Raw genomic sequence first — 11,925 nt, forward strand, 5'->3', positions numbered from 1 at the left:
TCCTAGAACTTCTGCTCGGAGGCCTGGACCCAGACGGTCCCGAAGCCCGTCATCTTCAACTGGATGGCCTCGCCGCTGCCTTTACCGACTGCGTCACGCCATCCGACGTTGGCGGAGATGTCGACATCGATGTTGCCGATGTGACAGACGTACGCCTGGGGATCGACCACCACCTGGGGGTGCTCCGGCCCGACCTGCAGTGGAATGGCCCCGCCGTGAGACAGAACGGCAACGCTGCCCTGCCCGGTCAGCTGCGTGGTGAACAATCCCTGGCCGGTCATCGCTCCTCGAACTGCTCCGCGCACACCACCCTGAGAGGTGAGCGCGACGATCGAGCTCTGGAGGTAACCGTCGTGCACCAGCAGTCGATCGGCTTCGACGGTCAGCATCGACGACCCGTCGAGGTGGATCACTTCGACGTACAGGCCCGCGTGGCCGTAGAAGACCTCACCCTGGCCTTCGGCCGCCATCATCGCGACGTGCTCGCCGGACATCATCCTCCCCGCCATCCCCGCCACGCCACCCATGGACGGCATGGCACCCGCCGATCCACCCATCGAGTGCGGGATGAAATGGACGTCGCCGGTGTAGTAGAGCATGGAACCCTTGCGCGCCAACACGTTCTGGCCCGGTGCGAGGGTCGACTTGACGACTTTGCTGTTGACGAGTTCCAGCGGCATGTCAGCGCTCCTCGGGCTGGATGTAGACGACGCCGTGGCCGTCGAAACGCAGCGAGAAGGCTTCGCCGCTGCCGCCTCCGATGGCGGATCGCCAGGTCACGTCCGTCACGAAGCTCTGGTTCAGCTGCCCGCGGTGGGCGACGAACGCGTCGGGATCGACGACGAGCGGGTACTGCGGGTCGACGGCCAGCGCGATGAGCGGCCCGCCCGCCGACAGCAGTGCGACCTGGCCGCTTCCGCTGACCACCGTCGTGAACAGTCCTTGGCCCGACGACGCTCCGCGGAGGCCGGAGAACTTGACCTCGGTCTTCAGCTGACCGGTGAGAGCCAGTAGCTGCGACGCTTCGACGTGCATGGAGTCACCGGAGATGTCGACGATGGTGACGTCCTGGGCGTCGACGGCAAAATAGACGGTGCCTTTACCGGAAACCTCCATCAGAGAGAGGGATTCGCCCGTCACCTTCTGCTTGAGCGCAGCGCGCAGACCTCCACCACCGCCCATTCCGGCGTTCTTGAAGGCGACGTCGCCCTCGTACGCGACCATCGATCCGGTGATCGCGCGCAGCGAGTCACCGTTCAGATTCGCGACGAGCACTCGGTGCCCGTTCAAAGTCAGCTGAGCCACGGGGGAACTATGCCACGCGCAGTTCCCCCGTGCCAGCTTTACCCGACGAGCGGCTTCAGGGTTTTACCTGCAAGTTCGACGACGCCGGGCTCGTGTCCATTGGTGACCAGATTGATGATGATTCCGTCGATACCGTGGTCGAGAACGCGCTTCTGGATCTGCCCGGCGATGTCGTCGGGAGTGCCGCAGAAGATGCGATCGGTGGCGGCCGCGGCATCGTCGTCGGACAGGTTGGACACGTCGACGCCGGTGGAGAGCAGGTAGTCGTTCCTCAGCTTCACTGCCTTGTCGCCGTCCTCGTCGATGATGACGAACGCGAGGAAGCTGGTTTCGAGATCCTTGGGATCGCGGTCCACCTCTTCGCAGCGCGCTTCGACGGCTGCGACCTTGCGCGGCAATTCGCTTGCGTTGCAGATGATGTTGAGGTGATCCGCGAACTGCGCCGCGAGACCGAACGTCTTCTTCTCGCCGCCGCCGCCGAGCATGATGGGCAGATCGTCGCGGATGCGAGGCTCGTTGATCGCGTTCTCGACCTGGTACCAGAGGCCGTCGAACGTCGGTCGCTGACCGCGAAGCATGGGTTCGATGATCTGGAGGGCTTCGTCGAGACGCTCGAAACGGTCCGTGAACGTGCCGAACTCGAGCCCGAAGCTGGTGTGCTCCAGTTCGAACCAGCCCGCACCGATGCCGAGGATCGCGCGTCCGCCGCTGACGACGTCGAGCGTGGTGACGGTCTTGGCGAGTATTGCCGGGTTCCGGTAGGTGTTGCCGGTGACGAGGGCCGACAGCTGGATGGTCTCCGTGGCACTGGCCAGCCCCGAGAGGGCGGAGTACGCCTCGAGCATCGGCTCGTCCGGCTTGCCGATTCCGGGGAGTTGGTAGAAGTGGTCCATGACGAACGCGGTGTCGAATCCCGCGGCTTCTGCCTCGCGCGCCTGCGCGATGACCGTGGGGAACAGTTCCTTGACGGAACCTTCGTAGCTGAAATTGGGCATCTGGTAACCGAGACGAATAGTCACGTACTGAACGCTACTCCCGTCGGTGACGTATGCCACCTGGACGAGTTGACTATGCAAAGATATAGTCAGGCTAGCTAGGGTAAACCAAAGCCAGTCGAAGGGGTCTTGCCATGTCACACACATTCGGCCGCGACGCAGTCATCGTCGAGGCGGTCCGTACTCCGGTCGGTAAAGGCAAGGCCAGCGGGGCGCTGCACGGTGTACATCCAGCCGATCTGCTGGCGCACAGCCTCCGGGCCGTCGTCGAACGAAGCGGGATCGACCCGGCGATGATCGACGACGTCATCACCGGGGCGGTCACGCAGGTGGACGAACAAGCCTTCAACATCGCTCGGACGGCATTGCTGGCTGCCGGTTACCCCGAGTCCGTGCCCGGCACCACGGTGGACCGCCAATGTGGAAGCAGCCAGCAGGCAGTGCATTTCGCCGCGCAGGGTGTCATGTCCGGTGCGTACGACATCGTCGTTGCTGCCGGCGTCGAATCCATGGGACGTGTGCCGATGGGTTCCAACGTCAGGCCGGGTTCCGATCCGCGAGGGATCGGCTTCAGCGAACGATACGCCGAAGGGCTTGTGGCGCAGGGTCACAGCGCCGAGCTGATCGCAGCGAAGTGGGGATTCGACCGGACCGCTCAGGACGAGTTCGCATTGAACAGTCATGCCAAGGCCTACGCCGCCGCCACCGGAGGCAGGTTTTCGAAAGAATTGGCACCCCTGGCGGAGTTGGATCACGACGAGATCATCCGTAGCGGCGGAACGCTGGAATCGATGGCTGCTCTACGGTCGGCATTCGTCGATGATGCAGTAGGTGAACGCTTCCCGCAGATCGACTGGTCCGTCACCGCCGGGAACAGTAGTCCGCTCAGCGACGGCAGCGCCGCTTTGCTGATCACGACGAGCGAGATCGCCACGCGCTTGGGGTTGAAGCCTCTCGCGCGCCTGCACAGCGTCGCTGTCGTCGGATCCGATCCGTTGTACATGCTCACCGGCGTCATTCCAGCGACCGAGAAGGTGTTGAAGCGGGCGGGCCTGGGCCTGGCCGACATCGATCTGTTCGAGGTGAACGAGGCCTTCGCTTCGGTGGTTCTGGCATGGCAGAAGGAAACCGGTGCAGACTCGTCCCGGGTGAACGTCAACGGCGGAGCCATCGCGATCGGCCACCCACTCGGGGCAAGCGGAGCACGAATCATGACGACGTTGGTCAACGCCATGGAGCAGAACGATGCCAGATTCGGTCTGCAGACGATGTGCGAAGCAGGCGGGCTCGCGAACGCGACGGTTCTGGAACGGGTCTGAAGCAGGTTTTCGCTGCAGAACACGTGCATCGGGTGAACAATCGGACCATGCCGACACTCGAACTCACAGGACCACCGTTCTCCGGATTCGCCGTCGACGACATGGAGGCGGCCCGAGCGTTCTACGCGGACACGCTCGGGCTGACCGTCGAGACAGGTGAGATGGGCATGCTCCACCTTCGCCTGAGCGACGCCGTCGAGATTCTGATCTACCCGCGGGAGCGGCACGAACCCGCGCCGTACACCATTCTCAACTTTCCGGTCGCGGACATCGACGCCGCCGTCGACGCGTTGACGGCCGAAGGAGTTGTCTTTCAGCAGTATCCGGACATGGGAACCGACGAGAAGGGGATCTTCCGCCACGGCGGACCGCTGATCGCCTGGTTCACCGACCCGTCCGGCAACATCCTGTCCGTGTTGCAGGCGTGAACATTGCGGGTGCGAATCAGGCGGTGGGAGTTCCCAGCTCGAGCGTCACGGGTTGCTCCTGACGAATACCCTGCTCGGTCACCCACTCGAGACGCATCGTCTCCCCCGGCCTGCGCCCGATCATCTCCGCCGACATGTCCTTCGAGGATCGAACAGGTCTGCCGTCGACGGAGACGATCACATCGCCGTCGGCCAGGCCGGTTCTCATTGCGGGAGAGTCGTTCCGAACAGACGTCACCGCAGCTCCCTGCGACGGGCCCGCCGAACGGAAAGCCGACACGTCCCGGATCGACACCCCGAGATACGGCGTCGGGCCGACGTGGACAGTCCCACCCGAGCGTCCGGTCCGCACCTGTTCGACGACGGCCATGGCGTCGTCGATCGGGATGGCGTACGCCTCCGGAGCTTGCGTGGCTCTGGCGTCGTCCGAGAGCCCGGCCGCGTCCACTCCGATGACGTCTCCCCATGCGTCGACAAGCGGTCCGCCCGAGTCGCCGGCGCGAACGTCGGCGTCGATCTGAATCATCCCGGTCAGCTCGTTGCTGGTTCCGTCGACCGAGTTCTGCGCGGTGACAACCCGATCCAGTGCGACGATTTTCCCCGGCGCCGGGACGAGAACTCCGCCGCCTGCCGCATTCCCGACGGCTGTGACCGCGTCACCGACCGCGAGGTCCGCCGAGGACCCGATGGGCGCCGGCGGGAGATCCGACGCGGTCGCCAACTCCAGCACCGCAAGGTCACGGGACTTGTCGTAGCCCAGCACCGACGCGTCGTAGATCAGGCCGTTGCCCATGTGCACGGCAGTCACATCCGTCGCCTGTTCGACGACGTGGAAGTTCGTCAGAACCAACCCGTCCGCGCCGACGACGAATCCCGTTCCGGCCACTCCGTACGTGCCGAACTCGGCGGAGATCGTGACCACCGTCGGATCCACGCGGGCGGACAACTGCTCCGGTGTGAGCGGGGGCCCCGCGGGCGCTGGTGGTGGTGCCGGAGGCAACGCAACCGGAGGCTGAACAGCGTCGAACCCACCCGGCGCCAGCTGGGGTGCCAGCGCCGTCGCCGCGAGCGTCAGCACCACCACGGTCACCGCCCGACCAGCTGCCTGCATAGCCTCCGATTATGGCCGCCCGTCGACGAAAATGCGGCGGCCTGGCACACCTCTTACAGACCTAGCACTCTTTCTGCGGACCTGGCACGCCTTCTATCCATCGATTTCGCGTGCCAACCTCACAAAAAAGGTGCTAGCTCCCGAACTCGGCTATCGCGCGCTGACGGCTCGGGGAACGTCGGCGCGGAGTGTGAAGTCGGTGACGAATTCTCCGTCCTCGGGGACGAATCGGCGTCGGGGATCGTAGTTCTCCACGTCGAACCGATTCAGAGCAGGTGAATGTGTCGTGACGGCCATCTGTCCGCCGTCGACGTCGAATTGCAGGAGGCGTTGGAAGCCTGTGGCGCGTTCGCCGTCGACCTCGAAGTACTGGTAGTCCGCGAGGAGTTGGACGACGGTGCGGCCGGTGTCGTCGACCTCTCTGTCGACGACGGTGGCCTGCCCGTCGACATGCCCCGACAACACGAGGAACACCGATTCGTACGGCTTCACGAGGCGGTTCCAGATCTGTTGACCCGAGCTGGCGCCGATGTCGCCGAAGGCCATCAGCTTCTTCTCGCCGCCTTCGTCCAGGTAGTAGTGGGTGCCGATCACGACGTTCCGATCCGGATGATCGTCGAGAACCTGCTCGGCCCACTTCATGACCTTCTCGGGCGGGTTGTATCCGATGTAGAGCATCAGGAACTTCGCGCCTGCGATGTCGATCAGGTCGTAGTGTGCCGAATTGTCCTCGGCCGTGAACGAATCACCCCACCACGGTTGATCTCGGTATCGCTGAGGGCCGAAGTATTCGTTGTACAGAACGTGGTTCTGCTCGTGCATTCCGGGCACCAGTTTGCCCGCGACATTCCACAGGTTGTCGTGGTTGCCGGGGAGCACCCCGTGCGGAACACCCGCATCCTCCAGCCGCTTCATGGACTCGCTCGCAGCCTCGAATTCGATGCGCGACTGCGCATCCGGACGGCCGGGGCTGATCCAACTCTGGATGATGTCCCCCGTGTGCATGCTGTAGTCGATGCCGTACTTCTCGGCACTGTCGACGGTCCACTGCGTCATGTCGTCGTAGACGGTGGGATCGTCCCGCGAGATGTACTGGGTGTCACTGATGTGTTGCAGCGCGAAGTCGTAGGTGCCCGGCTCGGCGAAAGCGCCGTCGGGAGAGGCGTTGTCGTCGACGAAGGACCGATCGGCGCGGGGGCTGTCGATGATCATCACCTCGACGTCGCCGTCGATTCCCGTCACGGGCGCCGCGAGAGTGATGTCGCCCCCGCTGGTGTCGGGGCGGGCGACGGCGACGGCCTGCCCCCAGGAGTCCGACCCGGGTGCGCGCACATGCATTGCAAGATCGTTGGTGTTGACGGAGGTGCCGTTCCACGTGAGAACAGCGGACTCGACTCCGGGGGCGAACGTCGCGGTGTAGCGGAGGTACGGGAATTCGTCCCACGCCGATGTTCGGGAGGCGGAGCCCGACGACTCCTCGACACTCGCGGTGCCGTCGCCCACTCCGGCGACCATGTCGGCAGACACCGCCTCCGGAACGGAGGTGAGTCCGAGGGCGGGTACCGCCGTGGCGGGTGCCTGCGACCGGATCTCGCCGGGGGCGGCCACGGCGTCGGCGCCGACGAGAGCACACGCGAGCAGGAGAGATCCGATGGTCGGGGCGGCCTTCACTCTGTCCAGGCTACCGACGCTCGGGAGTAGGTGTCGGGGGCGAGAGTGACGGCCCGATCACGGACCGAAACGTCACGTTCGCTGAGGTAACGCCTCGGCAGCACGCGTCAGCCGGGTGGCAGCGTCGCGAACGCGTTCGATCTTCCGGTCCAGGGCTTCGCCTTCGAATGCCTCGACTCGTCCGCCGATGCTGATGGAGGCCACGACGGCTCCTCCTCGTCCGAGGATCGGGGCGGCGACGGCGGCGACGCCGGTCAGGTAGTCGGAATTGCTCACGGAGTATCCGGCGATTCTGACGGCGTCGAGGTGCTCGCGCAGGCGGGTTGCGTCGGTGACGGTGTGTTCGGTGAATGCGTGCAGATCGCTCTGTATCCACTTGTCACGCAACGTGTCCGAGTTGGCGAGCATCACGATGGGGCCTGCAGCAGCGTGGTAGGGCAGCACCGAGCCGATGTTGATGCCCGCGACCACCAACGGATTGTTCCCTTCGAGCCGATCGATGCACACGGCACCTTCCTCGGCGGGAACCATCAGGTAGGCGGTGTCCCCGAATGCGTCGGCGAGTTGGGTCATGTACGGCCGCGCTGCCGTTCGGATGTCCAGGTTCACCAATGCCGCCGAGCCGATTTCGAACACCGGCATCGCGACGCGGTATGCCCCGTCCGCCGTCCGGTCGATCCACCCAGCGTGAACGAGAGTGGTCATCAAGCGATGCACCGTCGTCTTGTTCATCTCGCTCGCCGCGGTGAGATCTCCGAGAGTCCAGACCGGGCGGGAGGCGTCGAAATGCTCCAGCAGAGTGCATGCCTTGAGGACGGCTCCGACGATGTCCCGTCCCGCCTGGGTGTCGGACTGGAAGGGCGCAGCCACTGGTTACTCGCTTTCGGGGGTAGTCCGTGATCGGTCTGGCCATCATACGAACCGGCGTCTTCGGGGTGCCGTGTTGACATGTGACCCGGACCACTCTAGCTTCGTATCACGAAATACGGAACTCATTCCGCAATACGGAACGGACTCAATGATGACGGCTTCGACACCCACCCTCAAGGACCTCACCTCCGCCGGACTCGTCTACGCCCCCGGGGTGTGGGACGGTCTGACGGCCAAGCTCGCCGAGCAGGCCGGATTCGACGCACTGTGCGCGTCGGGATTCGCGGTGTCCGCTGCGCTCGGACTCCCCGATGCCGAGCTGTACACCATGACGGAGAACCTTCAGGCCATCAGGACCATCCGGGAAACCTCCAAACTTCCCCTGGTCGCGGACATCGACACCGGCTACGGCAACGCCGTCAATGCTGCACGAACCGCGACGAAGTTCGTCGACGCAGGCGTGCAAGGAATGTTCATGGAGGACCAGGTGTCTCCCAAGTCCTGCCCCATCTGTGTCGGCGACCCGGTGGCACTCGTCGACGTCGAAGAGGCGACGGGCAAGATCCGTGCCGTGCGAGACTCCACACCCGACACGGTGCTGCTCATCGCGCGCACCGATGCTCGGGGCGACGACGCGATCCGTCGTGCGCAGGCATACGTCGAGGCGGGCGCGGACATGATCATGCCCGTCACCAAGACGTTCGAGACCATCGAGGAATGGGAGCGTTGCCACGACGAGGTAGGCGTTCCACTGATGGCCACGCTGACGGCGTCGACCTGGACCGAACGCGACTTCACTCCGGAAGTGCTGGAGCGCATCGGAGTTCGACTCGCCCTCTTGCCGACGCAGGTTCTCATGGCGGCAACCGGCGCCGCGCAAACGGCACTGCGGCGCCTCGCCGGGGGCGAAGCTCCCGCCGCGGTCAGCGCCGACGCACTGTCGCACCACGAATTCGTCGACCTCATCGGCTTCTCCGACGTCGAAGCCAAACAGCGCAAATACCTCCCCGAGGCTGCCAAATGAGTCCCCACCCGACGAGTCCCCACCCGACGAGTCCCCACCCGACGAGTCCCGGCTACACCATGACCGAGAAGATTCTGGCTCGCACCTGCGACAGCGAGACGGTACGCGCGGGTGAGAATCACCCGGTCCGTCCGGCCCGCATGATCGCCTACGACTTCCCCGGGTACACCGACGTGATGTTCCGTCAGATGCGGGAGGACTTCGGCATCACCGAGCTCGAGGATCCGAGTCGGTACGTCGTGTTCATCGACCACATGTTGACGAAGAACAACGACAAAGAAGCCGAGGTCCACAAGGTCACGCGTGATTGGTGCGAGTTCTACGGGATCGAACTGCACGAAGGCCGCGGAATCGGGCACCAGCTGACGGCCGAACTGGGACTGGCGATTCCGGGCGACTTCCTCGTTCATTTCGACGGCCACATCAGCGGCGTCGGAGCGTTCGGAGCGCTCGGGTGGGGAATCCGACGCGATCTCATCGAGGCATGGGTGACCGGGAAGGTGTACGTCGACATTCCAGCCACCACACGGTTCGATCTCGTCGGTGCATTCTCCCCGGGCGTGGACAGCAGAGACCTCGTCCACACCATCATCGATCTCGTCGGCGCCGACGGATGCGCGCACCAGGTCATGGAATTCGGCGGTCCCGGCGCTCGGTCGATGAAGATCGATCACCGTCAAGGACTGTGCGGCATGGCAATGTTCACCGGTGCAGTGTCCGCGGTGTTCGAGCCGGACGAGACGTCGTTGGCGTACGCGAACACGGTTGCACGCCGGAGCTTCGAGCCGGTTCACCCCGACGCCGACGCTGTGTACGCGGCCCGGCACACCATCGATCTGTCGGAGGTCGTCCCCCGCGTCGTACAGCCAGGCTCGGCGCGTGCCGCGAACACCATGACCGCGAAGGAGGCCGCCGGAACGCCGATCACCAAGGCCTTCATCGGATCCTGTGCGAGCGGGCGCATCGAAGACCTTCGTGCCGCGGCCCTGGTGCTCGACGGCAACACCATCGCCCCCGGCGTCGAACTGAACGTCGTCCCGACCTCGCAGCAGGTACACGAGCAGGCCGAGCGCGAGGGAATTCTGGACGTACTCCGATCCGCAGGGGCCACCATCGCGGTGTCGAGCTGCGACTTCTGCTTCGGCTATCAGAAGCCACTCCAGGCAGGTGAGAACTGCATCTCCACGGGAGTTCTCAACATCTCCGGCCGGATGGGTAGTTCCGACGCGAACATCTACATGGGATCGCCGTACACGGTTGCGGCGAGTGCCCTGGCCGGAACCGTTCGAGAATGGAGTTCATGACGTGAGTGCCTATCCACCACCACCCGACGTCATCGAAGGACGAGTCGCCTGGATCTTCGGCGACGACTTCGACATCGACCTCGTCGTCGGGGTCTCCAACATCAAGTCCTACGACCCCGACCACCTCAGGTCCGTGTGCATGCACGCCTACGACCCGGGGTTCGTCGACCGAGTTCGGCAGGGAGACATCATCGTCGGTGGCCGGAACTTCGGATACGGTCACCCGCACTACCCGCCGATGGTCGCGCTGCGCAACGCCGGAATCGCAGCGATCGTCGCCGAGTCGTTCTCGCCCGGATTCTGGCGAGGCGAAACGTTCAACGGGATGCCGCTCATCACCGTTCCCGGAGTGTCCACCGCCGTGGCGACGGGTGATTCCGTGACACTGGACTGGCGCTCCGCGACCCTCCGCACCGACGACGGAACCGAACTCGTCGGCTCGCCCCCGAACCCCAGGACCGTCGCCGTCATCGAGGCCGGCGGATCCTACGAACTCCTCATCGCCGAGCACCAACTCGCACAGCAGTCACTCGCACAGCAGTCACTCGTACAGCAAGGACAGCCGACATGACCAATGCGCCGCACCCATCCACGAGGACCGACGTGGCAAGCCCCGGAAAGTCGAACACCACCGCCAGACGGGCCGCGATCGCCGGCGGCGTCGGAACTCTGATCGAGTACTACGACTTCGCGGTGTACGGGTTCCTCGCCGTCGTCATCGCTCCGCTGTTCTTCCCGTCCACCAGCCCGGGAGTGTCGATCCTGGCAACACTCGCCGTGTTCGGCGTCGCCTACGTCGCACGTCCCCTCGGCGGCATCTTCTTCGGCCGCCTCGGCGATCGACGTGGTCGGCGATCCGCTCTGGTCATCACCGTCGTCTGCATGGGCATCGCCTGCGGCATCCTCGGGCTGCTTCCGACGCACTCGTCCGTCGGCTACCTCGCTCCGGTTCTGCTGGTGATCATCCGCCTGGCGCAGGGGTTCTCGGCCGGGGGTGAGATCGGCGGCGCCGCAACGTACATCGCCGAGTCCGCGCCGCCCAACCGTCGGGGATTCTTCGGATCGTTCACGCCGATCGGTTCGACACTCGGATTCGCCGTCGCCGCAGCGGTTGTCGGTCTGGTCGCCCTTGTCACCACCGACGAGCAGATGTCGTCCTGGGGATGGCGAATTCCGTTCCTTCTCGCTCTGCCCCTGGCTGTCGTCTGCCTGCGGGTGAGGTTGAAGCTCGAGGACAGCCCCGAATTCGAGGAGATGGCCGAGAAGAACCAGGTCACCAAGAGCCCGCTGTCCGACGTGGTGAAGCGCAACCCGTGGTCGGTGCTGCGCGTCGTGGGTATCGCGATCGCGATGAACGGGTCCGGGTACATCGGCCTGACGTACTTCAGTGTGTACCTGATCAACGATCTGGGGTTCTCCAAGGACGCGGTGTACTGGACATCCGCGATCAGTATTGCGTTGGCGTGCGCCACGTTCCCCCTCAGCGGCATGATGACCGACAGATTCGGCCGCAAACCCGTGCTGCTCGCCGGATACCTCGCGTACATCGTGATCGCATTGCCCGCGTTCATGATTCTCGGTGCCACGGCCAGCATCGTCGTCGTCGGAATCGTGTACTTCGTCTACATGGTGCTCAACGGCGTCGTCCAGGTACCCGCGTTTCCTCTCTTCACCGAGCTCTTCCCGAGGTCCGTTCGCTACACCGGAGTCTCGCTCGGTTTCAACATCGGCACCATCGCTGCCGGTGGTACTGCTCCGTACGTCGCGGCGCAGCTCGTCGAATCGACCGGCAACGCCATGTCTCCCGCATACTGGGTCATGGGTGTCTGCGCGATCGGCGTCGCCACGGTTCTCACCATTCGCGAAACCGGAAAGACAGCCCTGCCGGTCTGATGCGG

General features: G+C 64.5%; 12 protein-coding genes. 6 read left to right on the forward strand and 6 right to left on the reverse strand.

Features of this window, described 5'->3' with window-relative positions; all coding sequences use genetic code 11:
* Positions 1-2: 2 nt before the first annotated feature.
* Genes BH95_RS21220 through BH95_RS21230 form a run of 3 tightly spaced genes read right to left on the reverse strand, consistent with a single transcriptional unit; the run spans position 3 to position 2,324 of the window.
* Positions 3-680, reverse strand: a complete 678-nt coding sequence (locus tag BH95_RS21220) for an AIM24 family protein (RefSeq protein ID WP_020110367.1) — start codon at positions 678-680, stop codon at positions 3-5.
* A gap of 1 nt (position 681) precedes the next feature.
* The gene (locus BH95_RS21225) at positions 682-1,305 is read right to left on the reverse strand and encodes an AIM24 family protein (protein WP_371828326.1); all 624 of its coding nucleotides are present in this window, start codon (positions 1,303-1,305) and stop codon (positions 682-684) included.
* Between the two features lie 38 nt (positions 1,306-1,343).
* Positions 1,344-2,324, reverse strand: coding sequence for an LLM class F420-dependent oxidoreductase (locus BH95_RS21230; RefSeq protein ID WP_026347813.1), 981 nt, complete (start codon positions 2,322-2,324; stop codon positions 1,344-1,346).
* A gap of 110 nt (positions 2,325-2,434) precedes the next feature.
* On the opposite strand from BH95_RS21230, the gene BH95_RS21235 reads away from it, so the two are divergent.
* Together BH95_RS21235 and BH95_RS21240 are read left to right on the forward strand one after the other, a co-directional pair.
* Complete coding sequence (locus tag BH95_RS21235; protein WP_037183938.1) at positions 2,435-3,619, forward strand: thiolase family protein; 1,185 nt, start codon at positions 2,435-2,437, stop codon at positions 3,617-3,619.
* 47 nt (positions 3,620-3,666) lie between these two features.
* A complete protein-coding gene (locus BH95_RS21240; protein ID WP_020110364.1) occupies positions 3,667-4,047 on the forward strand; it encodes a VOC family protein in 381 nt (126 codons plus the stop codon).
* A 16-nt stretch (positions 4,048-4,063) separates the two neighbouring features.
* Here BH95_RS21240 and BH95_RS21245 read toward each other — a convergent pair whose 3' ends face one another.
* The 3 genes from BH95_RS21245 to BH95_RS21255 all read right to left on the reverse strand — a co-directional run bounded on the left by BH95_RS21245 (position 4,064) and on the right by BH95_RS21255 (position 7,699).
* Positions 4,064-5,158 carry a S1C family serine protease gene (locus BH95_RS21245; RefSeq protein WP_037183944.1) on the reverse strand — a complete coding sequence of 365 codons (1,095 nt, stop codon included), beginning with the start codon at positions 5,156-5,158 and terminating at the stop codon, positions 4,064-4,066.
* A gap of 150 nt (positions 5,159-5,308) precedes the next feature.
* Entirely contained in the window at positions 5,309-6,829 is a 1,521-nt protein-coding gene (locus tag BH95_RS21250) for a metallophosphoesterase (RefSeq protein ID WP_037183947.1), read from the reverse strand.
* 72 nt (positions 6,830-6,901) lie between these two features.
* Positions 6,902-7,699, reverse strand: a complete 798-nt coding sequence (locus BH95_RS21255) for an IclR family transcriptional regulator (RefSeq protein WP_037183950.1) — start codon at positions 7,697-7,699, stop codon at positions 6,902-6,904.
* Between the two features lie 151 nt (positions 7,700-7,850).
* Between BH95_RS21255 and BH95_RS21260 the strand changes: the two genes are divergently transcribed.
* From BH95_RS21260 to BH95_RS21275, 4 genes are read left to right on the forward strand one after another with little or no spacing between them, the layout of a single operon-like run.
* Entirely contained in the window at positions 7,851-8,723 is an 873-nt protein-coding gene (locus BH95_RS21260) for an isocitrate lyase/PEP mutase family protein (protein WP_019667004.1), read from the forward strand.
* Between the two features lie 59 nt (positions 8,724-8,782).
* Positions 8,783-10,027 carry a 3-isopropylmalate dehydratase large subunit gene (locus tag BH95_RS21265; RefSeq protein ID WP_037183953.1) on the forward strand — a complete coding sequence of 415 codons (1,245 nt, stop codon included), beginning with the start codon at positions 8,783-8,785 and terminating at the stop codon, positions 10,025-10,027.
* 1 nt (position 10,028) lies between these two features.
* A complete protein-coding gene (locus BH95_RS21270; protein WP_037159104.1) occupies positions 10,029-10,598 on the forward strand; it encodes a 3-isopropylmalate dehydratase in 570 nt (189 codons plus the stop codon).
* The gene (locus BH95_RS21275) at positions 10,595-11,920 is read left to right on the forward strand and encodes an MFS transporter (RefSeq protein WP_019667001.1); all 1,326 of its coding nucleotides are present in this window, start codon (positions 10,595-10,597) and stop codon (positions 11,918-11,920) included. Before BH95_RS21270 ends, BH95_RS21275 begins: the two co-directional genes overlap by 4 nt.
* Positions 11,921-11,925 lie beyond the last annotated feature (5 nt).

Source organism: Rhodococcoides fascians A44A, assembly GCF_000760735.1.
Classification (GTDB): Bacteria; Actinomycetota; Actinomycetes; order Mycobacteriales; family Mycobacteriaceae; genus Rhodococcoides; species Rhodococcoides fascians_E.